The following is a 19,974-nucleotide window of genomic DNA, read 5'->3' as shown; positions in this document are numbered from 1 at the left end:
AACGGCAACAAAAAAGCCGTTGACCCTGACGGGACAACGGCTCTCGGAATCTTGGTGGTGATAGGTGGACTTGAACCACCGACCCCAGCATTATGAATGCTGTGCTCTAACCAACTGAGCTATATCACCTGCAACGCCCAGCATTATCGGGGTTGGGACTTGGACTGTCAAGACCGACCCAAAACTTTTTTGAAAAAAGTGCGCCGGATCGCGCGGCAGTCGTCAAAACGTTGGCATATTGGTATTCTGGCCCCTGGCGTGTGATTATTTTTCTAACGGGGACAACATGGCTACCAATATCTATGTCAACTTGCCGGTGCGCGACTTGCAGGCGTCGGTCAAGTTCTTCACCCATCTGGGCTACAGCTTCAACCAGCACTATACCGACGACAGCGCCACCTGCATGGTGGTGGCCGAGAATATCTTCGTCATGCTGCTGACCGAGGCGCGCTTCAAGGAGTTTACGCCGAAACCGATTGCCGACGCGCGCGCGTCGACCGAGGTGCTGGTTTGCCTGCAGGTGGAGTCGCGCGACGCGGTGACCTCGCTGGTCAACAAGGCCATCGAGGCCGGCGGCAGCGCCTACAAGGAGCCGCAGGACCACGGCTTCATGTACGGCCACGGCTACCAGGACCTGGATGGTCACCTGTGGGAACTGGTGTATATGAGCGGCGAGCCGCCGAAGGCGTAATTCAGCTGTCTAGCCCAGCCGGTCGGCGATCCGCGCCAGCATGGCGCCGGCCGGATCGGGCGCGAGGCAGTCCAGCACCACGCGGTCCGGCATCGAGCGCAGCCACGTCAGCTGGCGCTTGGCCAGTTGGCGCGTGGCGATGATGCCGGTCTCGCGCATGGTCTTGTAGTCGATGCTGCCGTCCAGGTATTCCCATGCCTGGCGGTAGCCGACGCAGCGTATCGACGGCAGGCCCAAATGCAGGTCGCCCCGGCGGCGCAGCGTCTCCACTTCGGTCAGCAGGTTACCGTCCGGCGTTTCTTCCAGCATCAGGTCGAAGCGGCGCGCGATGCGTTCGTGCAGCACGGCGCGGTCGGATGGCTCGAGCGCAAACGACAGCAGATCGAAGGGCAGCTCGGTCTTCTCGCGCTGGGCCAGCAATTCAGACATCGGCCTGCCGCTCAGGGCATGAATTTCCAGCGCGCGCTGGATGCGTTGCGAGTCCGCCGGCGCCAGCCGCGCGGCGGTCTCCGGGTCCACCGCGGCGAGGCGCGCATGCATGGCGGGCCAGCCGAGACGGGACGCTTCTTCATCCAGCGCGGCGCGCACCGCGGGATCGGCGCCGGGCAGGTCGTCCAGGCCGTCCGCCAGGCCCTTGAAATACAGCATGGTGCCGCCCACCAGCAAGGGCAGCCTGCCGCGCGCGACGATGTCGTCGACCAGCCGCAGCGTGTCGATGCGGAACTGCGCCACCGAGTACGCATCCAGCGGGTCGATGATGTCGATCAGGTGATGCGGCGCGGCGGCCAGCTCTTCGCGCGTGGGCTTGGCGGTGCCGATGTCCATGCCGCGATACACCAGCGCGGAATCGACGGAGATGATCTCGGACGGGATGCGCGCGGCGATGGCCAGCGCGGACGCGGTCTTGCCCGACGCTGTCGGCCCCATGATGGCGACCGCCAGCGGCTTTGATACTGTGGCGCCCATGTTATTGGCCGCGCAGGAAGAGCTTGTCGAGCGCGCCGATTTCGACCTGCACCCAGGTCGGGCGGCCGTGGTTGCACTGGTCCGCGCGTTCGGTGATTTCCATCTGGCGCAGCAGGGCGTTCATTTCCTGCGTCGCCAGGATGCGGTTGGCGCGCACCGCCGTGTGGCAGGCCAGGGTGCCGAGCAGTTCGTTCTGGCGCTCGATCAGTACCCGCGAGCCGCCGAATTCGCGCACGTCGCGCAGCACGTCGCGCGCCAGCGTCTGGGCATCGGCGTTCTTCAGCAGCACCGGCACCGAGCGCACCGCCAGCGTGGTCGGCGACAGTACGGCGATGTCGAAGCCCAATGCCTGCAAGGTCTCCTGGTGTTCTTCGGCGGTGCCGACTTCCACCGCGTCGGCATAGAAGGTGACGGGGATCAGCAGCGGCTGCACCTGCATCTCTTCGCCGGCGACGCGGCTGTCCAGCGCGGTCTTCAGTTGTTCGTACAGGATGCGCTCGTGCGCGGCGTGCATGTCGACCAGCACCAGGCCCTTGGCGTTCTGCGCCAGGATGTAGATGCCGTGCAGCTGCGCCAGCGCGAAGCCGAGCGGGAATTCTTCCTGCGCCATCGCGGCGGGCGAGACGCTGAACGGGCTGGCCTGCGGCAGCGCCATGTCGGACTCGGCGCGGTAGCTGCTGACCGGACCGGCGCCGCCGAACAGCGCGCCGTATTTTTCCGTGCTCTGGGCGACGCCGCCTTCCGCAGCGCCGAAGCGCGGCGCAGGGTAGCCGTTGCCCGCGCCACCGCCGCTGCCGCCGTCGCGCGATCCGAACGGCGACGGCGAGAACGTCGGCGCGTAGTTGGGATCCAATACCGCCGGCGCCAGCAGCGAGCCGAAAGACGTCTGTTCGCCGCGCCAGGTGGAGCTGCCCAGGCTTTCGGCCGCCGGCAGCGGCGACGGCACGCTGCCGTGCGACGTGGCCGAGGTCTGCGCCAGCGTGCGCTGCACCGCGTGGAACACGAATTGGTGCACCGCGCGGCTGTCGCGGAAGCGCACTTCGATCTTCGATGGATGGACGTTGACGTCGACCAGCGCCGGATCGAGATCGAGCGCCAGCACGTAGGAAGGGAAGCGGTCGCCGTGCAGCACGTCCTGGTAGGCGGCTTTCACCGCGTGCACCAGCACCTTGTCGCGCACGAAGCGGCCGTTCACGTAGAAGAACTGGCCGTCGGCGCGCGCCTTGGAGGCGGTCGGCAAACCGACAAAGCCGTGGATGCGCAGCGGGCCGGCCGATTCGTCGAGCGCCAGGCGCGCCTCGGCAAAGCCGTCGCCGAGGATGTGCGCGCTGCGCTTGGCCATTTCGGTGACGTTCCAGTGGTCGATGGTGCGGCCGTTGTGGCTCAGCGAGAACGACACGTCCGGCCGCGCCAGCGCGATGCGGCGCACGACTTCGGCGCAGTGGCCGAATTCGGTCTGCTCGGACTTGAGGAACTTGCGGCGGGCCGGCGTGTTGAAATACAGGTCCTGCACGTCGACGGTGGTGCCCTGGGCGCCGGACGACGGCGCGACCGCGCCGTTGTGCGAGCCGACGATTTCCCAGGCGTGGGCGCCGTCGGCGGTGCGCGAGGTCAGCGTGACGGCGGCGACCGAGGCGATCGAGGCCAGCGCCTCGCCGCGAAAGCCCAGCGTGCCGACGTTTTCCAGGTCGTTCAGCGAGGCGATCTTGGAGGTGGCGTGGCGCGCCAGCGCGAGCGGCATCTGCTCGGGCGGGATGCCGCGGCCGTTGTCGGTGATGGCGATGCGTTTGACGCCGCCTTCCTCCAGCCGCACGGTGATTTGCGTGCCGCCCGCGTCGAGGGCGTTTTCCAGCAGCTCCTTGACCACGGCGGATGGCCGCTCGACCACCTCCCCGGCGGCGATTTGTGAAATCAGCTGATCAGGCAGGGCCTGGATGGGGCGCGGGGCGCGGGAGGAGGTGTCTGGAGCGTTCATCCCGCGATTATAACTTGGGCCGCTCGCGCACCGGGATTGTGGCGTTGCACAGTTCGACGTAGTTGGCCGCGTATTTATTCCACGGCCCGCCGCGATTGCGCTGGGCTTCGATCACCTTCTGGTAAATCGGCGCGTCGCTGCGCATCACTTCCAGGTTGCTGCGCTCCGCCTCCGGCACGTCGGCCGCCAGCCGCACCGATTTGATCGGCAGGCGGGCCTCGCTCTCACCATAAAAGCCCATCGTCTCACCACCGCGCGGCAGCGTCGCCAGCAGCGCCATGCCCGACACCACCCGGCCAACCACCGTAATATTGCGGTCCAGGTGGCGCGGCGCGTGGCCGTTCACCGCATACAGCTCGGCGCCGTTGCCGCTGTCGGTGTCATTGTCGCGCCCCACGCCGACCATGCCGTAGCAGTGCGCCAGCCAGGTCGTCCTGGCCTTCGGATCGCGTCCGACCGGGAAGCCGTTCGAATGGCCGACCTGCGGCGCATAGCCGTCGAAGTCCTTCTGGCGCACAAAGTGCCTGTCGTTGGACATCGGCACCGTGAACTCGCCCGGCACCTTGGCCTTGGCCGAGCCGAGCGGCTTGGGATTTTTCTCGGCGTTCGGGTCGCCCCACTGCGCCACGTAGTTGTCCTGCGAGCGGTTGACGGCCAGTCCGTCGTAATAGCGTTCCCTGGCCAGCGTCTTGATATTGGCGACGTTCAGCGGCGCGAATTCCGGCGCCAGCTCGATCACCACGCGGCCGGTCGGCAGCTCCATATAGAGCGTGTTGTCGGGGTCCAGCGGGCGCCAGTCGGACGGCTGCGAGGTCTTGATGATGTCGCCGGCGCTGGCGCGGACAGGCAGGTCGGCGGCGGCAACGGAAGCGGCCGCACCCAGGCTGATGGCCAGGGCAGGGAGGGGCAGGGTGCGTAACAGGTGGGTCAAAGACATCCGGAATCTCCTTAGTTGGTCGAGCCCGCTTGCTGAGGGGGCTCGGACGATTGTAAACTGGATATCATGGGGCTGGAAACTTCCGCCGCGGCGCCGCCGGTGGTGTATGATTCCGGCGCACACTTTATGGGAAGAATATGGATTTTATGCAATTTTTTGACATGATCCTTCATGTCGACAAAACATTGGAAGTTCTGATTCAACAATACGGAACGCTGATCTATGTCGTGTTGTTTGCCATCATTTTCTGTGAAACCGGCCTGGTCGTCCTGTTTTTCTTCCCCGGAGACACCTTACTGTTCATCGCCGGCGCCCTGTGCGCGGTCGGTGAAATGAACCTGCCGCTGTTGATGGTGCTGCTCAGCGTGGCGGCGATCACCGGCAATACGGTCAACTATTGGATAGGCGAGAAGGTCGGCCAGCGGGTGTTTACCCATGATTACCGCTGGCTCAACAAGGCCGCGCTGACCCGCACCCACGAGTTCTTCGAGAAACACGGCGGCAAGACCATCGTGCTGGCGCGTTTCGTGCCGGTGGTGCGCACCTTCGCCCCGTTCGTGGCCGGCGTGTCCGACATGACCCATACCCGCTTCCAGCTGTACAACATCTCCGGCGCCGTGCTGTGGGTGGTGCTGCTGACCACGGCCGGCTACTTCTTCGGCAACATGCCGATCGTGCGCGACCACCTGACCGAGATCGTCCTGGTCGGCGTCGGCGTGGCCGTCGTGCCGATGGCGCTGGGCGGCGTGTACAAGCTGGTGCGTCGCCTGCAGACGCGCTGAAATCCGCATGCATGCACGCTGCGCGGGCCGCGCGGCGTGTTGTTGTGGAAATAATTTCTCTGTGCAAGGCCGGCACGTCTCAAGTTTTGCCCAAATGCATCCGTAAACCAGTATGTAATTCCTTTACTTCTGGACACCCATGCGCACTCTCCTCACCCTGATTGCCTGCTGCTGCGTCGCTGCCGCCGCCAGCGGCGCAAACGATCCGCTCATTTCGCCGTCGACGAAATCGGCGGTGGTCGGCGGTGCGGGTGCCATGTCGTCCGGCGGCGCTTCGTCCGCCTCCGGCGCGTCGTCCGCGCCCGCGCGCAAGCTGACCGAGCGCGAACGCGAGGCCGAGGCGGAAGCGGATTTGTCGGCCAAGATCGCGGCCCGCCTGGCCATCATGCGCGCCAACCAGCAGGCCCGCGTGGCCGCCGCGGCCAAGGCCAAGAAGGCCGCCGCCGTTGCCGCCGCCGCGCCGCCGCCGCCCAAGGTGTTCAGCAATGTCTGGTCGTACGAGGGCGAGTACGGCCCGGCCAACTGGGGCAAGATCAATCCGGCGTGGGCCAAGTGCGGCGACGGCAACCGCCAGTCGCCGATCGATATCCGCGACGGCATGAAGGTGGAGCTGGAGCAGATCACCTTCGACTACCATCCTTCTTCGTTCAACGTGACCGACAACGGCAAGACCGTGCAGGTGATGGTCGGCAGCGGCAATTTCATCACGGTCAACAACCGCACGTATGAGCTGATCCAGTTCCATTTCCATCGTCCGTCGGAGGAGCGCATCAACGGCAAGGGCTACGAGATGGTGGTGCACCTGGTGCACAAGGACGGCGAGGGCCGCATCGCCATGCTGGCGCTGCTGCTGGAGCGCGGCAAGCCGCAGCCGGTGATCCAGACGGTGTGGAACAACCTGCCGCTGGAGAAGCTGGAAACGCTGGCGCCGGCCATCGAGCTCGATCCGATGGACCTGCTGCCGGCGAAGCGCGAGTATTTCACCTTCATGGGGTCGATGACCACGCCGCCATGCCAGGAGGGCGTGCTGTGGCTGGTGATGAAAGAGCCGGTGCAGGCTTCGCCGGCGCAGATGGCGCTGTTCAGCCGCCTCTATCCATTGAATGCGCGGCCTACCCAGCCGAGCTCCGGCCGCATCATTAAAGAGTCGAACTAAACACAGATCCGGTGCTTGCCGGTCCAGGCGGCGCCGGCTTCCAGCGGCTGCTGGTCGATGCGCGCGGGTTCGATGCAGACGAAGCGCAGGTACTCGTCGTCCGCCAGGTCCACCAGCGCGGCGGCATCGGCCCGGCCCGGATTCCACACCACCCATTCGCTAAAGCCTTGCTGCTCCAGGCGCAGCGTGGCGTTGGCCGTGTTCAGCGTCAGCGCCGGCGTCGACTTGTACAGCCGGTCGTGCTTCTCGGTGAAGTGCAGCGCCGGATGTTCCTGCGCCAGCGTGTTCAGATGATGGTCGGTGTACTGCTGGTGCTGCAGGCCGCTGATGCTGGTCGCCGCCAGCTGGCCGACGTCGTAATAGGTGTGCAGCGCGACGCCGAACGGGAAGGCCTGGGCGCCGGTGTTATTCACCGTGAACGCGACATCGAGCGCGTCGCCGTGCAGCGTGAAGCGCAGCGTCAACGCGAAGGCGTGCGGCCAGGCTTGCGCGTGTTCCGGCGACAGGTCGTTCTGATCGAGGCTGAATTCCAGGAAGGAGCTGCCGCCGTCGCCGCCGCTGCCGGCCAGGCGCCAGGTGCTGACGCGCGCGAAGCCGTGGCGCAGGCCGGGGCCGCGCACATTAAACTGCGGGAAGATGACCGGCACGCCGCCGCGGATCGCCTTGCTGCCGTCGAGCGGCGTTTGCGCGCTGACGAACAGGCGCTCCTGGCCGTCGGCGGTTTTCCAGGACAGCAGGTGCGCGCCGAACAGCGACACCGTCGCCTGCGCGCCGTCGGCCGCGGTGATTTGTACTGCCGGCAGCGCGCCGTATTCGGTCATCGTTACAACAGCCATGTCTCTTCCAGTGAGGTGATCGGTTAAGTAAGCCGGTTCTTCGCCAGCGGTGGGTTCTTTGCGAAATAGCGCCGTATGCCCTTGACGATGGCATCGGCCATTTGGTTCTGGTAGCGCTCGTCGAGCAGCTTGGCTTCTTCTTCCGGGTTGGAGATGAAGGCCGTCTCGATCAGGATCGACGGGATGTCCGGCGCCTTGAGCACCGCGAAGCCGGCCTGTTCGACCGATCCCTTGTGCAGGCGGTTGATGCCGCCGATCTCGCCCAGCACCGAGCTGCCCAGCTTCATGCTGTCGTTGATCTGGGCCGTGGTGGACAGGTCGAACAGCACGCTGGCCAGCTGCTTGTCGTGGCTCTTGACGTTGACGCCGCCGATGGTGTCGGCCAGGTTTTCCTTGTCCGCCAGCCAGCGCGCCGCCGTCGAGCTGGCGCCTTTTTCCGACAGCACGAACACCGACGAGCCGCGCGCGGACGGCTGCACGAAGGCGTCGGCGTGGATCGAGACGAACAAGTCGGCCTGCACCTTGCGGGCTTTTTCCACGCGCGTGCCGAGCGGGACGAAGTAGTCGCCGTCGCGGGTCAGCATCACGCGCATATTCGGATATTCCTCGATCCTGGCCTTGAGGCGCTTGGCGATGGACAGCACGATATCCTTCTCGCGGCTGCCGTTCTTGCCGGAGGCGCCGGGGTCTTCGCCGCCGTGGCCGGGGTCCAGCACCACCGTCAGCATGCGTACCAGCTTGCCCGGCTTGTCGCCCTTGGCCTGCGCCTCGGCGGTTTTCAGTTCGTTTCGGAGTTCCGCGCGCGGCTCTTCCTTCAGGTCCGGCTTCAGCGCTTCCAGCTGTTCCTTCGGCGGCTGCGGCGCGGCGGCGACGGCTTCCGCCTCGCCCGGCTTCAGCGGCGGCATCTCGGCCTTGCCCTTTCCGTCGTTGGACCAGTCGCCTTTTTCGATCATCGCCGCGATCGGATCGACCGGCTTGACCGGATACAGGTCGAAGATCAGGCGGTGCTTGTAGTTGCCGGCCGGCGCCAGCGTGAACACCTGCGGCGTGATTTCTTCCTTCAGGTCGAACACCAGCCGCACCACGTTGGGCCGGTTCTGGCCCACGCGCACCTGCTTGATGTACGGGTCGTTGGACTGGATCTTGGCCACCAGGCTCTTGAGCGTCGGGTTCAGCTCCAGGCCTTCGATGTCGACCACCATGCGTTCCGGGTCCTTGACGATGAAGTGGGTGGCCTTGAGCACGGCGTCGTTTTCCAGCGTGACGCGGGTGTAGTCCTCGGCCGGCCAGACGCGCACCGCCAGGATTTGCGCGGCGTAGGCGCGGATCGGCGCCACAACGGAAAGCAGCAGGGTGGCGCCGGCCTTCAGGACGGTGCGCCGGGAGACGGCGTTGGCGCTCACATGTTGGGAGCGAATTTGAGGCGTTGAAGGCATGAATGACCCAGGGCGGTGGACGCCTGCAATTCTACATCACGACCGTGGCCGGCCACAGTCAAAAACAGGTTCAGATCGGGCGGCGGCAGCACGCCGTCGGCCTTTTCCGGCCATTCGACGATGCAGATGTTGTCGCCGTTGAAATCCTCGCGGAAGCCGGCGTCGAGGAATTCCTCGGCGCTGCCCATGCGGTACAGGTCGAAATGGATGACGTTGACGGTGCGCTCGCCGAGCCGGATCTGGTACGGTTCGGACAGCGTATAGGTCGGGCTCTTGACCGTGCCGACGTGGCCGGCCGCGTGCAGCAGGGCGCGGGTGAGGGCGGTCTTGCCGGCGCCGAGGTCGCCGTGCAGGTGGATCGCCAGGCCGGGCGCCAGCGCGCGCGCCAGCGCCGCGCCTAGGGCGGCGGTGCCTTCTTCGTCGTGGAGATGGGCTGTAAAGTGCTGCATCGAATAGAATGTGGTGTTGGTGGTACTGCCAGCCATTGTAACCGCTCTTATTGCCCCGCCGATGTCCCTGCCTGAATCCAATTTAGCCGAACTTGCCCTCAGCATCAAGCGCTGGGGTGTGGAGCTGGGCTTCGCCGAAATCCGCATCACCGATATCGACCTCAGTCACGCCGAGGCCGGCCTGCAGGCGTGGCTGGACGCGGGCATGCACGGCGAGATGGACTACATGGCCGCCCACGGCATGAAGCGCGCCCGCCCGGCGGAGCTGGTGCCGGGCACGGTGCGGGTGGTCAGCGCCCGCATGAACTACCTGCCGGGGGACACGGCAAGCGACTGGCGCGAGCGCGAGGCGGCGCGCCTGGCCGATCCCGGCGCGGCCGTGATCTCGGTCTATGCGCGGGGGCGCGACTACCACAAGGTGCTGCGCGCGCGGCTGCAGCAGCTGGCCGACAAGGTCAAAGCGGAGATCGGCGACTTCGGCTACCGCGTGTTCACCGACTCGGCGCCGGTGATGGAGCTGCCGCTGGCGGAGAAGGCCGGCCTGGGCTGGCGCGGCAAGCATACCTTGCTGCTGAGCCGCACGGCCGGCTCGATGTTCTTCATGGGCGAATTCCTGGTCGACCTGCCGCTGCCGGTCGACCAGCCGACCGGCGCCCATTGCGGCCAGTGCACCTCCTGCATCGACATCTGCCCGACCCAGGCCATCCTCGGGCCGGGCCGGCTCGACGCCCGGCGCTGCGTGTCCTACCTGACCATCGAACTGAAAAGCGCGATCCCGCCGGAGATGCGCCCGCTGATCGGCAACCGCGTCTACGGCTGCGACGATTGCCAGACCGCCTGCCCGTGGAACAAGTTCGCGCAACGCGCGGTGCTGCCGGACTTCGACGAGCGGCATGGCCTGGGCTCGGCGTCGATGGTGGAGCTGTTCGGCTGGAGCGAGGACGAATTCAATCGCAAGATGGAAGGCAGTCCGATACGCCGCATCGGCCATGAGCGATGGCTGCGCAATCTCGCGGTCGGCCTGGGCAACGCGGCGGCGGCCGGCGCCAAGGGCGACGCGGCCATCGTCGCCGCGCTGTTGGCGCGGCGCGACAACCCGTCGGCGCTGGTGCGCGAGCATGTCGAATGGGCGCTGGCCTGCCACGTCTGACTGGGCTACACTCGCTGGGTTCTTTCCTTACAAAGGCCCAATGTAATGACTTCAACTAAATTCATCGCGCTGCTCGCCGGCGCATCCTTGTCCATCGCCGCACAAGCCACAAGCTTCGACGACTGGGCCGACAAGGTCGCCAACGCCAAGGTCCGCAGCGACCCTGAGCAGGCCACGCAGAAGCAGTACTTCGACGGCAGGGAGCAGGACGCGCTGGATCGCAGGCTGACGCCGAACACCATCGTCTACCGCGCCGGCGAAGTGGCGAACGCCAAGAAATCGCTGGCGCAGCTGGCCAGGATCAACCAGAAGACGCTGACGCCGCAGCAGCGCGCCAGCGCCGCCACCATCGCCTGGAACCTGCAGGCGACGGTCGATGCGTATCCGTACATGGACTACAACTTCGTGTTCAACCAGTTCACCGGCGTGCACGTGCAGATCGTGAACTTCCTGACGCAGGCGCATCCGATCCGCAATCGCCGCGACGTCGAGAACTACCTGGTGCGCCTGAAGGCGGTGGCCGGCAAGATCGAGACCGGCATCGTGCAGTCGCGCGGCGTGGCCATGCGCGGCATCCTGATGCCGACCTTTATCACGCAGGCCTCGATCGGCCAGCTGGACCGCTTCCTTGACGGCGCGCCGGAGCACAACGTCTTCGTCGCCACGCTGACGCAGCGCATGAGCGGCTTGAAGGATGTCTCCGCGGAAGACCAGGCCAGGTTCGCCGCCGAGGCGACGGCCATCGTCAAGCAGTCGGTGATCCCGGCATTCGAGAGCACGCGCGCCCTGCTGAAGGAGCAGCTGCCGCGCACCAACAACGACGCCGGCCTGTGGCGTCTGCCGAACGGCGACAAGGCCTATGCGGTCGTGCTGCGCCAGATGACGTCGACCGACTACACGCCGGAGCAGATCCACAACATCGGCCTGAAGGAAGTGGCGCGCATCGAGAAGGAGATGGACGGCTTGCTGGTATCGATCGGCTACACCGAGGGTTCGATCAAGGACCGCATCGCCAGGCTGGAGAAGGATCAGCAGCCGAAGGACGCCGATCCGCGGCCGCAGCTGCTGGCGCGCTACGACGAAGTGCTGCGCGACGCCGAGGCGCGCGCGAAGGACTTGTTCGACATCACGCCGAAGGCGCCGGTGGTGGTCAAGCGCGAGCCGGTCTTCACGGAGAAGACGGCGGCGGCGCACTACACCGGTCCGGCCAAGGATGGCACGCGCCCGGGCATCTTCTGGGCGCCGTTGCCGGGGCCTGATTTCCGCATCGTCGGCATGCGCACGCTGGTGTATCACGAGGGCGTGCCGGGCCACCACTTCCAGGTCGCGCTGCAGCAGGAGAACAACGGCTTGCCGCGCTATCGCCGCGACCGCGTGTTCGGCGTCGGCTCGGCGTATGGCGAGGGCTGGGCGCTGTATGCGGAGCAGCTGGCGTCGGAGAACGGCTGGTACGGCGACGATGTGGTCGGCCGCTTGGGCCAGCTGGATGCGGAACTGTTCCGCGCGCGCCGCCTGGTGGTCGACACCGGCCTGCACGCGATGAAATGGACGCGCCAGCAGGGCATCGACTTCGGCATCCCGCCGGCGGAAGTGGACCGCTACGTGGTCATGCCCGGCCAGGCGTGCGCCTACAAGATCGGCATGATCCGCATCCTCGACCTGCGCGCCAAGGCGAAGGCGGCGCTGGGCGACAAGTTCAACATCAAAGGCTTCCACAACACGGTGCTGGAGACCGGCAACGTGCCGCTGCCGGTGCTGGAACAGGTCGTGGACGAATGGATCGCCAGGCAGAAGGCCGCCTAAAACCCCGAAGGTTATTTGAGCAGGCCGGCCAGCTCGACGGCGGTTTTGACCTGCATCTTGTCGAAGATGTGGGCGCGGTGGACTTCCACCGTGCGCATGCTGATGCCGAGCTGGTCGGCCACCACCTTGTTCATCTTGCCGGCCAGGATCAGGTCCAGCACTTCGCGTTCGCGCACCGATAGCGTCGCCAGGCGCGCGTGCACCGCCGCCATTTCGCTGGCCTGGCGCGAGTTGGCCAGGCCTTCCTGCACGCGGTCCATCAGCTGATTGTCGTTGAACGGCTTTTCGAAGAAGTCGAAGGCGCCGCGCTTCAGGGTGTCGACCGCCATCGGCACGTCGCCGTGGCCGGTCAGGAAGATCACCGGCATGCGCTGGATCAGGCCGCGCGCGCTCAACTGATCGAATACCGCGACGCCGTTCATGTCCGGCATGCGCACGTCGAGCAGCACGCAGTCGCCGCCGGCGTCGAACTGGCCCGCCTCCACCTGCTTGAGGAAGCCCGCGCCCGAGTCGTAGGCGCGCGAGGCGATCGCCCGCGAAGTGGCCAGCCAGGTCAGCGAGTCGCGCACGACCGCTTCGTCATCGACGATATGCAGCATCTGTTATGTCTCCTGTTCCGTCTCCACCGGCGCCGCCGGCAGGACGAACGTGAATATGGTTCCGCCTTGCGGATTGGGGCGGTAGCTCAGCGAGCCGCCATGGAATTCTATCGCAGTCCGGCAGATGTTGAGGCCCATGCCCATGCCTTCGGCCTTGGTCGAGAAGAACGGCGAGAACAGCCGCTCCGCCACTTCCTGCGGGATGCCGTGGCCCTGGTCGATCACCGCCACTCTGACCTGCGCCGTGGCGGCGTCGTACCCGGCCACCACGTTGAGCACGCGCCGCTGCGGCGGGATGTGCTGCATCGCCTCGATGGCGTTGCGCGTCAGGTTCAGCAGCACCTGCTCGATCATCACGCGGTCGGCGCGCACCATCGGCAGGTCGGCCGGGATGTCGGCGCGGAACGAGACGTAGCTCTGGCGCGCCTGCAGGTCGATCAGCGCGCGGATGCCGTCCAGCAGCGAGGGGATGGCGATCGACTGCCGCAGCGGCTCGCGCTTCTTGACGAATTCGTGCACGCTGCGGATGATCTGGCCGGCCCGCTGCGCCTGCGCGCTGGCCTGTTCCAGCGCCGGTTTCAGGACGCCGCAATCGACCGCGTCGCCGCCGGCCTCGGCCCGTCCCAGCACGTTGAGCGCGCCGGTGGTGTAGCTGGAGATCGCCGCCAGCGGCTGGTTCAGCTCATGCGCCAGCATCGAGGCGATCTCGCCCATCGTCGCCAGCCGCGCCGACGCCTGCAGCTTTTCGTGCTGCTGGCGGTTCAGTTCCTCGATGCGCTTGCGGTCCGAGATGTCGAGGATGGAACCCATCCAGCCGGTCTGCCGACCGTCCTTGTCGACCAGCGGCGCCTCGAAGATCAGCACCGGCACGCGCTCGCCGTCGGGACGCTGGAAGACGGTCTCGAACTGCGGCGTGACCTTGCCCGCCAGCACGTTGGCGAAGCGGGTCTGGTATTCGGCCATCGCTTCCGGCGCCCAGTAGGGCATGGGCGGCAGCTTGCCGACGATGTCCTCGGCCGGATAGCCGACGATCTGGCAGAACGCCGGATTGACGTAGGTGATGCGCCCTTCCAGGTCGCGCGCGCGCAGGCCGGTCACCAGCGAGTTCTCCATCGCGGTGCGGAACGACATTTGCTGGCGCAGCGCGCCTTCGGCCGCGAGCCGCCGCGAGATGTGGCCCCACAGGGCCAGCAAGCTCCAGAGCAATCCCAGCGACAGCACGATCACCGAGCCGACCAGCAGGTTGGGCAGCAGCCGCGGCTCGCTCTTGACGCTGTCGGTGACCAGCGTGACCGTGGCGCCCGGCAGGTCCAGCGCGCGCTTGTGGGTGTAGACGCCGTGGCCGGGGCCGGCGGCGGCGCGCCGCGCCAGCACCTTGTCGTCGCGGTCGACCAGCGTCACCTGGTTGTCCTGCGCGAACCACCACGGCACCATTTCGTCGAGCAGCGCGCTGGTTTTGTAGGTGGCGACCAGATCGCCCAGGTAGTCGTCGCCGCGGTACAGCGGCACGTGGTAGTCCATCAGCACGGCGGCGGGGGCGGCCGACTGGTCGGGCGTTTGCGCTTCCGGCTGGGTGTACATCGGCCGCCGCGTCTTGCGGGTGATGTCGGCGGTGGCTTTCGAGGCCTCGGTCAATTCGACCGGCGCCGGCAGCGGATCGCTGCTGGCGGCCGGCGCGCCGTCCGGCTTGAGCCAGACCACGCGCAGCAGTTCATGGCCGTTCTTCAGCAGCCGCGCCATGTGCTCGTGCAGCAGCGCCGGCGACAGCCGGCCGGCGCTGATCTCCAGCGCCAGGCCGCGCAGGCTTTCCTCGTCCCGCCCCAGCTGGAAGCGGATGGTTTGCTCGACCCACAGCGTGTCGGCGATCAGCTGTTCCTGGCGCTCGTTGCTCTCCATCTGGCGCGCCTGCCATGGCAACCAGATCAGGATCGCCAGGAAAAACAACACCAGCATGACGGGCAGCAGCCAGCGCAGCACATAGCTGGTTTGGGGGCGGCGGACTGATGGCGTGAGGGTTGGCGCGGACATGGCGATCAGGGTATATCCTTGGGTTGGGAAGGGCATTGTGGTTTTCCACAATTGCCAGCCTTGCCACGGATGGCAAGAATGATTCAAACTAGAACAAGTGTAACTTTAAACCCCCAGGAGACTCCATGAAACTGAAATCCGTCCTGCTCGTCCTGAGCGCCGCCCTGAGCTTCAGCGCCCACGCGCAAGCTCCTATCGTTATCAAGTTCAGCCACGTAGTGGCCACCGATACGCCGAAAGGCCAGGCCGCCGAGCGCTTCAAGCAGCTGGCGGAGAAGGCCACCAACGGCCGCGTCAAGGTCGAGGTCTACCCGAACAGCCAGCTGTACAAGGACAAGGAAGAGCTGGAGGCGCTGCAATTGGGCGCGGTGCAGATGCTGGCGCCGTCGCTGGCCAAGTTCGGCCCGCTGGGCGTGAAGGAATTCGAAGCGTTCGACCTGCCGTATATCTTCCCGTCGAAAACCGCGCTGTACAACGTCACCGAAGGCGAAATCGGCAAGGGCCTGATGAAAAAGCTGGAGCCGAAGGGCATCACCGGCCTGGCGTTCTGGGACAACGGCTTCAAGGTCATGTCGGCCAACAAGCCGCTGCGCGCGCCGGCCGATTTCAAGGGCTTGAAAATGCGCATCCAGTCGTCCAAGGTGCTGGACGCGCAGATGCGCGCGCTGGGCGCCAACCCGCAGGTGCTGGCCTTCTCCGAGGTCTACCAGGCGCTGCAGACCGGGGTGGTGGACGGCACCGAGAACCCGCCGTCGAATATGTACACCCAGAAGATGCACGAGGTGCAGAAATATGTGACCGTGTCCAACCACGGCTACCTGGGCTATGCGGTGATCGTCAACAAGAAGTTCTGGGACGGCTTGCCGGCCGATATCCGCGCCGCGCTGGACAAGGCCATGAAGGATGCCACCACCTTCGAGAAGGCGATCGCCCAGCGCGACAACGACCTGGCGATGGACGCCATCAAGAAGACCGGCAAGACCGAGATCTACACGCTGAGCGTGAAAGAGCAGGCGGAGTGGCGCAAGGCCCTGCTGCCGGTGCAGCAATCGATGGAAGGCCGCATCGGCAAAGACCTGATCTCCGCGATCAACAAAGAAGCAGCCAAGTAAATCGTCAGGCAACAAGCTGCCACGGGGCGGCGCAAGACCGTCCCGTTTCCGTCCTCCTCTAGAAGGTTACATCATGAAATTCCTCGATAAGCTCGAAGAATGGCTGATCGCGTCCCTGATGGCCGCGGCAACCATCCTGATCTTCGTGGCGGTGCTGCACCGCTACCTGTCCGGGTTGCCGATTCCCGGCCTGCAGGATTACCTGATCACGCTGAACACCAGCTGGGCCCAGGAAGCCTGCATCTATATGTTCGTCTGGATGGCCAAGTTCGGCGCGGCCTACGGCGTACGCACCGGCATCCACGTCGGCGTCGACGTCCTCATCAACCGCATGAACACGCCTTGGCGCAACAAATTCATCGTCTTCGGCCTGCTGGCCGGCGCCACCTTCACCGCCATCGTCGGCACGCTGGGCGCGACGTTCGTGCTGCACATGTCGCAGACCGACCAGACCTCGGCCGACCTGGAGATGCCGATGTGGATCGTCTACCTGGCGGTGCCGCTGGGTTCCTACCTGATGTGCTTCCGCTTCCTGCAGGTGCTGGTGTCCTTCGTCAAGACCGGCGCGCTGCCCAAGCATGACCACTCGCACGTCGAGGGCCTGGAAGACGAACTGACGGCGGAAGAAAAAGGAGCCAAAGCATGAACGCCATGATTATCTTCGTGCTGCTGCTGGCGCTGATGTTGACCGGCATGCCGATCTCCATCTCGCTCGGCCTGACGGTGCTGACCTTCCTGTTCACCATGACCCAGGTGCCGATCGAATCGGTGGCGCTGAAGCTGTTCACCGGCATCGAGAAGTTCGAGATCATGGCCATCCCGTTCTTCATTCTGGCGGGCAACTTCCTCACCCACGGCGGGGTCGCGCGGCGCATGATCAACTTCGCCAGCTCGATGGTCGGCCACTGGCACGGCGGGCTGGCGCTGGCCGGCGTGCTGGCCTGCGCGCTGTTCGCGGCGGTGTCGGGCTCGTCGCCGGCCACCGTGGTGGCGATCGGCTCCATCATCCTGCCGGCCATGGTGCGCCAGGGCTATCCGAAAAGCTTCGGCGCCGGCGTCATCACCACCTCCGGCGCGCTGGGCATCCTGATCCCGCCGTCGATCGTGATGGTGATGTACTCGGTCACCACCAACACCTCGGTCGGCAAGCTGTTCATGGCCGGCGTGGTGCCGGGCATCATGCTGGCCTTCTTCCTGGGCCTGACCACCTGGTACTTGGCGCGCAAGCACGACTACCCGCGCATGGCCAAGGCCAGCTGGGGCGAGCGCTGGAGCACCTTCCGCAAGAGCGCCTGGGGCCTGCTGCTGATCGTCATCGTGATGGGCGGGATCTACTCAGGTTCGTTCACGCCGACCGAAGCGGCGGCGATGGCGGCCGTGTATGCCTTCTTCATCGCGGTGTTCGTCTACAAGGACTTGAAGATCAAGCAGGTGGGCAAGGTGCTGCTGGATTCGGCGGCGATGTCGGCCATGCTGCTCTACATCATCACCAACGCCATCCTGTTCTCGTTCCTGATGACCAGCGAAAATATCCCGCAGGCGATGGCGGAATGGATCACCGGCCAGGGACTGGGCGTGATCAGCTTCCTGCTGGTGGTGAACGTGCTGCTGCTATTGGCCGGCAACGTCATGGAACCGTCGTCGATCGTGCTCATTATGGCGCCCATCCTGTTCCCCGTGGCGATGAAGCTGGGGATCGATCCGGTGCACTTCGGCATCCTGATCGTGGTCAACATGGAGGTGGGCATGTGCCATCCGCCGGTCGGCCTGAACCTGTATGTGGCCTCGGGGATTACCAAGATGGGCATAACAGAATTGACCGTTGCCGTGTGGCCTTGGCTGCTGACAATGCTTGCGTTCTTGATATTGGTCACATATGTACCACAAATTTCTTTATGGCTCCCCAATTTAATTTACTCTTAAAGTAGTACCTGTTCTTGCTACAAAAAAAGCTGGGAAAAAGCCAAAAACTTACGTTATGATTGCGTCGCTCTCAAGGGATAAGCAGATAACGATATGATGCCTTGTAGCAAGAGCCCAGAATTGTTAGTGGGGAGTGTATATAGAACGGTAATCCATACCGCCGATAGATCGAGGAGACACACGTTTTACAGAATGTCGTTGTTATAGTCGCTGAAGGCCGCCACAAGCGCGCTACGGGGACAGGCAAACGACCGGGAACGTGAAGCAGGATTTGAAAACGCACCTAACGGTGCGTTTTTTTTTGCCGTTGGCATTTACAATGCGGCCATGGCGGTTTTTTGCGTTTGTTTGGTTGTGGCATGCATGCAACAAGTTGGTGCGTTAGCACATAAATGAAGTACTTTTTTGGTGCGGAAACTGTGACGAGAATACAACAGGGCAGTGAAATCTTTTCAGCCATCTTGGAATTGCCATTCGGAAAGCTCGGCGTGCGCACGGCGGCCGGCCTGGTCACCGAACTGTGCTATCTGCCGCCCCATTTTGATGCGAAAGCGCCACAGGACGCGACGGCCGAACTGGCGGCCCATCAGCTGGCGCAGTATTGCGAGGACGCCGACTTCAGGTTCGCGCTGCCGCTCAAGCGCGCCGGCACCGACTTCCAGCACACGGTGTGGGACGCGATCAGCTCGATCCCGCGCGGCAGCGTGCGCACCTACGGCGAGCTGGCCAGACACATCGGTTCGGCGCCGCGCGCGGTCGGCCAGGCCTGCGGCGCCAACTGGTTCCCGGTGGTGATACCCTGCCACCGGGTGACGTCGTCGACCGGCCTGGGCGGCTTCGCCAACAGCGACGATCCCAACGGCTACCTGCTGGGCGTGAAGCGCTGGCTGCTGGCGCATGAAGGTTCAAGCGAGTACGCATGGCAACAGACAACACTGCTCTGATCGACGAGTTCTGCGACAGCCTGTGGCTGGAGGACGGGCTGTCAAAGAACACGCTGGACGCCTACCGGCGCGACATGCGGCTGTTCGCCGCCTGGCTGGAGACGATGCGGCCCGGCGTCGGCGGCCTGGGCGCCGTGGCCACGCACGACATCCAGGGTTATATCGCGGCCCGCCACAACGACAGCGGCAAGGCCACCTCGTCCAACCGGCGGCTGTCGGTGATCAAGCGCTTCTACCAGATGCTGCTGCGCCAGCGCCGCATCACGGACGACCCCAGCCTCAAGCTGGTGTCGGCCAGGCAGCCGCAGCGCTTCGTCCACACCTTGAGCGAAATTCAAGTGGAGGCCTTGCTGGGCGCGCCCGACGTCAACACGCCGTTGGGCCTGCGGGAACGCACCATGTTGGAGCTGATGTACGCCAGCGGCCTGCGGGTGTCCGAGCTGGTGGCGCTCAAGCTGCTGGAGCTGAGCCTGAACGACGGCGTGCTGCGCATCACCGGCAAGGGCGCTAAAACGCGCCTGGTGCCGTTCGGCCAGCAGGCCCGCATCTGGATCGAACGCTACCTGAAAGAGGCGCGTGGCGTGATCCTGAACGGCCAGCAGGACGATGCGCTGTTCGTCACGGGGCGGGGCGGGGCGATGACGCGGCAGATGTTCTGGGTGTTGATTAAAAAGCATGCCTTGAAGGCTGGCATCACGGCGCCGCTGTCGCCGCATACGCTGCGCCACGCGTTCGCCACCCACCTGCTGAACCACGGCGCCGACCTGCGGGTGGTGCAGCTTTTGCTTGGTCATTCGGATATCTCGACCACCCAGATTTACACCCATGTGGCGCGCGAGCGCCTCAAGCATTTGCATGCGCAACACCATCCGAGAGGGTGAAAAACTTGCGCCGGCCCTAACTGCGTCATAATGTGACCAGGTAATCGAACCGGATAAAGAAGAGGTAGCAAATGGCAAAGACAAACTTCGCGTACGAAAAACGGCAGCGTGAGTTGGAAAAGAAGAAAAAAGCTGAGGAAAAAGCCCGCCGCAAGGCCGAGCTGAAGCAGAATCCCGGCCTGGCTGAGCCGGGCGAGCTGGACGACGACGACGGCGAAGCCGCCGGCGACGACGCAGCCAAAGAATAATACCGGGGTCAGATCCGACATTTCAGAAATGAAAAAACCGGGCGCTGCATCTGCCCGG

The 19,974-nt window shown here is 64.9% G+C and carries 19 protein-coding genes and 1 tRNA gene; 11 read left to right on the top strand and 9 right to left on the bottom strand.

Annotation, left to right across the window (positions count from 1 at the left end; translation table 11 throughout):
* Positions 1-52: 52 nt before the first annotated feature.
* Positions 53-129: transfer RNA gene (locus tag ACEN9F_RS14310), tRNA-Met, on the bottom strand.
* 157 nt (positions 130-286) lie between these two features.
* Between ACEN9F_RS14310 and ACEN9F_RS14305 the strand changes: the two genes are divergently transcribed.
* Positions 287-691, top strand: coding sequence for a VOC family protein (locus ACEN9F_RS14305; protein ID WP_413420688.1), 405 nt, complete (start codon positions 287-289; stop codon positions 689-691).
* 9 nt (positions 692-700) lie between these two features.
* On the opposite strand, the gene miaA is transcribed toward ACEN9F_RS14305, so the two are convergent.
* The 3 genes from miaA to ACEN9F_RS14290 are packed head-to-tail and all read right to left on the bottom strand — an operon-like array spanning position 701 to position 4,569.
* Positions 701-1,657, bottom strand: coding sequence for a tRNA (adenosine(37)-N6)-dimethylallyltransferase MiaA (gene miaA / locus ACEN9F_RS14300; RefSeq protein WP_413420687.1), 957 nt, complete (start codon positions 1,655-1,657; stop codon positions 701-703).
* A 1-nt stretch (position 1,658) separates the two neighbouring features.
* Positions 1,659-3,632: a DNA mismatch repair endonuclease MutL gene (gene mutL, locus ACEN9F_RS14295; protein WP_413420686.1), complete on the bottom strand. Its 1,974-nt coding sequence runs from the start codon at positions 3,630-3,632 to the stop codon at positions 1,659-1,661.
* Between the two features lie 7 nt (positions 3,633-3,639).
* Positions 3,640-4,569: a peptidylprolyl isomerase gene (locus ACEN9F_RS14290; protein ID WP_413420685.1), complete on the bottom strand. Its 930-nt coding sequence runs from the start codon at positions 4,567-4,569 to the stop codon at positions 3,640-3,642.
* Positions 4,570-4,706: 137 nt separating this feature from the next.
* On the opposite strand from ACEN9F_RS14290, the gene ACEN9F_RS14285 reads away from it, so the two are divergent.
* Together ACEN9F_RS14285 and ACEN9F_RS14280 are read left to right on the top strand one after the other, a co-directional pair.
* Positions 4,707-5,351 carry a VTT domain-containing protein gene (locus tag ACEN9F_RS14285; RefSeq protein WP_413420684.1) on the top strand — a complete coding sequence of 215 codons (645 nt, stop codon included), beginning with the start codon at positions 4,707-4,709 and terminating at the stop codon, positions 5,349-5,351.
* Positions 5,352-5,490: 139 nt separating this feature from the next.
* Complete coding sequence (locus ACEN9F_RS14280) at positions 5,491-6,507, top strand: carbonic anhydrase (RefSeq protein WP_413420683.1); 1,017 nt, start codon at positions 5,491-5,493, stop codon at positions 6,505-6,507.
* Here the strand turns inward: ACEN9F_RS14280 and ACEN9F_RS14275 are convergent.
* From ACEN9F_RS14275 to tsaE, 3 genes are read right to left on the bottom strand one after another with little or no spacing between them, the layout of a single operon-like run.
* Positions 6,504-7,343, bottom strand: coding sequence for a D-hexose-6-phosphate mutarotase (locus tag ACEN9F_RS14275; RefSeq protein WP_413420682.1), 840 nt, complete (start codon positions 7,341-7,343; stop codon positions 6,504-6,506). The two genes, ACEN9F_RS14280 and ACEN9F_RS14275, sit on opposite strands and share 4 nt — an antisense overlap.
* Positions 7,344-7,366: 23 nt before the next feature.
* Entirely contained in the window at positions 7,367-8,779 is a 1,413-nt protein-coding gene (locus ACEN9F_RS14270) for an N-acetylmuramoyl-L-alanine amidase (RefSeq protein WP_413420681.1), read from the bottom strand.
* On the bottom strand, positions 8,743-9,228 hold the full coding sequence (gene tsaE / locus ACEN9F_RS14265) for a tRNA (adenosine(37)-N6)-threonylcarbamoyltransferase complex ATPase subunit type 1 TsaE (protein ID WP_413427060.1): 486 nt from the start codon (positions 9,226-9,228) through the stop codon (positions 8,743-8,745). Before tsaE ends, ACEN9F_RS14270 begins: the two co-directional genes overlap by 37 nt.
* A 61-nt stretch (positions 9,229-9,289) precedes the next feature.
* On the opposite strand from tsaE, the gene queG reads away from it, so the two are divergent.
* Positions 9,290-10,378 (top strand): tRNA epoxyqueuosine(34) reductase QueG, encoded by a 1,089-nt coding sequence (gene queG / locus ACEN9F_RS14260; protein ID WP_413420680.1) that lies wholly within the window; start codon positions 9,290-9,292, stop codon positions 10,376-10,378.
* A 45-nt stretch (positions 10,379-10,423) separates the two neighbouring features.
* Positions 10,424-12,181, top strand: a complete 1,758-nt coding sequence (locus ACEN9F_RS14255; RefSeq protein ID WP_413420679.1) for a DUF885 domain-containing protein — start codon at positions 10,424-10,426, stop codon at positions 12,179-12,181.
* An 11-nt stretch (positions 12,182-12,192) separates the two neighbouring features.
* Here the strand turns inward: ACEN9F_RS14255 and ACEN9F_RS14250 are convergent, their stop codons facing one another.
* Together ACEN9F_RS14250 and ACEN9F_RS14245 are read right to left on the bottom strand one after the other, a co-directional pair.
* On the bottom strand, positions 12,193-12,780 hold the full coding sequence (locus ACEN9F_RS14250; protein ID WP_413420678.1) for a response regulator transcription factor: 588 nt from the start codon (positions 12,778-12,780) through the stop codon (positions 12,193-12,195).
* 3 nt (positions 12,781-12,783) lie between these two features.
* Positions 12,784-14,808, bottom strand: a complete 2,025-nt coding sequence (locus ACEN9F_RS14245; protein WP_413427058.1) for a two-component system sensor histidine kinase NtrB — start codon at positions 14,806-14,808, stop codon at positions 12,784-12,786.
* 125 nt (positions 14,809-14,933) lie between these two features.
* Between ACEN9F_RS14245 and ACEN9F_RS14240 the strand changes: the two genes are divergently transcribed.
* From ACEN9F_RS14240 to ACEN9F_RS14215, 6 genes are all read left to right on the top strand, one after another.
* Positions 14,934-15,920 (top strand): TRAP transporter substrate-binding protein, encoded by a 987-nt coding sequence (locus ACEN9F_RS14240; protein ID WP_413420677.1) that lies wholly within the window; start codon positions 14,934-14,936, stop codon positions 15,918-15,920.
* A gap of 73 nt (positions 15,921-15,993) precedes the next feature.
* On the top strand, positions 15,994-16,566 hold the full coding sequence (locus ACEN9F_RS14235) for a TRAP transporter small permease (protein ID WP_413420676.1): 573 nt from the start codon (positions 15,994-15,996) through the stop codon (positions 16,564-16,566).
* The gene (locus tag ACEN9F_RS14230; RefSeq protein WP_413420675.1) at positions 16,563-17,843 is read left to right on the top strand and encodes a TRAP transporter large permease; all 1,281 of its coding nucleotides are present in this window, start codon (positions 16,563-16,565) and stop codon (positions 17,841-17,843) included. Before ACEN9F_RS14235 ends, ACEN9F_RS14230 begins: the two co-directional genes overlap by 4 nt.
* A gap of 392 nt (positions 17,844-18,235) precedes the next feature.
* Entirely contained in the window at positions 18,236-18,787 is a 552-nt protein-coding gene (locus ACEN9F_RS14225; protein WP_413420674.1) for a methylated-DNA--[protein]-cysteine S-methyltransferase, read from the top strand.
* Positions 18,763-19,668: a site-specific tyrosine recombinase XerD gene (gene xerD / locus ACEN9F_RS14220; protein ID WP_413420673.1), complete on the top strand. Its 906-nt coding sequence runs from the start codon at positions 18,763-18,765 to the stop codon at positions 19,666-19,668. Before ACEN9F_RS14225 ends, xerD begins: the two co-directional genes overlap by 25 nt.
* A 71-nt stretch (positions 19,669-19,739) precedes the next feature.
* Positions 19,740-19,916 (top strand): hypothetical protein, encoded by a 177-nt coding sequence (locus ACEN9F_RS14215; RefSeq protein ID WP_413420672.1) that lies wholly within the window; start codon positions 19,740-19,742, stop codon positions 19,914-19,916.
* Positions 19,917-19,974 lie beyond the last annotated feature (58 nt).

Source organism: Duganella sp. CT11-25 (assembly GCF_047302815.1).
GTDB lineage: Bacteria > Pseudomonadota > Gammaproteobacteria > Burkholderiales > Burkholderiaceae_D > Rugamonas.
This window is presented reverse-complemented; position numbering and strand designations above follow the sequence as displayed.

Coding starts and splice junctions, on each gene's coding strand:
- ACEN9F_RS14305 (WP_413420688.1), top strand. CDS start 287: ATGGCTACCAATATCTATGTCAACTTGCCGGTGCGCGACTTGCAGGCG.
- miaA (WP_413420687.1), bottom strand. CDS start 1,657: ATGGGCGCCACAGTATCAAAGCCGCTGGCGGTCGCCATCATGGGGCCG.
- mutL (WP_413420686.1), bottom strand. CDS start 3,632: ATGAACGCTCCAGACACCTCCTCCCGCGCCCCGCGCCCCATCCAGGCC.
- ACEN9F_RS14290 (WP_413420685.1), bottom strand. CDS start 4,569: ATGTCTTTGACCCACCTGTTACGCACCCTGCCCCTCCCTGCCCTGGCC.
- ACEN9F_RS14285 (WP_413420684.1), top strand. CDS start 4,707: ATGGATTTTATGCAATTTTTTGACATGATCCTTCATGTCGACAAAACA.
- ACEN9F_RS14280 (WP_413420683.1), top strand. CDS start 5,491: ATGCGCACTCTCCTCACCCTGATTGCCTGCTGCTGCGTCGCTGCCGCC.
- ACEN9F_RS14275 (WP_413420682.1), bottom strand. CDS start 7,343: ATGGCTGTTGTAACGATGACCGAATACGGCGCGCTGCCGGCAGTACAA.
- ACEN9F_RS14270 (WP_413420681.1), bottom strand. CDS start 8,779: ATGCCTTCAACGCCTCAAATTCGCTCCCAACATGTGAGCGCCAACGCC.
- tsaE (WP_413427060.1), bottom strand. CDS start 9,228: ATGCAGCACTTTACAGCCCATCTCCACGACGAAGAAGGCACCGCCGCC.
- queG (WP_413420680.1), top strand. CDS start 9,290: ATGTCCCTGCCTGAATCCAATTTAGCCGAACTTGCCCTCAGCATCAAG.
- ACEN9F_RS14255 (WP_413420679.1), top strand. CDS start 10,424: ATGACTTCAACTAAATTCATCGCGCTGCTCGCCGGCGCATCCTTGTCC.
- ACEN9F_RS14250 (WP_413420678.1), bottom strand. CDS start 12,780: ATGCTGCATATCGTCGATGACGAAGCGGTCGTGCGCGACTCGCTGACC.
- ACEN9F_RS14245 (WP_413427058.1), bottom strand. CDS start 14,808: ATGTCCGCGCCAACCCTCACGCCATCAGTCCGCCGCCCCCAAACCAGC.
- ACEN9F_RS14240 (WP_413420677.1), top strand. CDS start 14,934: ATGAAACTGAAATCCGTCCTGCTCGTCCTGAGCGCCGCCCTGAGCTTC.
- ACEN9F_RS14235 (WP_413420676.1), top strand. CDS start 15,994: ATGAAATTCCTCGATAAGCTCGAAGAATGGCTGATCGCGTCCCTGATG.
- ACEN9F_RS14230 (WP_413420675.1), top strand. CDS start 16,563: ATGAACGCCATGATTATCTTCGTGCTGCTGCTGGCGCTGATGTTGACC.
- ACEN9F_RS14225 (WP_413420674.1), top strand. CDS start 18,236: ATGAAGTACTTTTTTGGTGCGGAAACTGTGACGAGAATACAACAGGGC.
- xerD (WP_413420673.1), top strand. CDS start 18,763: ATGGCAACAGACAACACTGCTCTGATCGACGAGTTCTGCGACAGCCTG.
- ACEN9F_RS14215 (WP_413420672.1), top strand. CDS start 19,740: ATGGCAAAGACAAACTTCGCGTACGAAAAACGGCAGCGTGAGTTGGAA.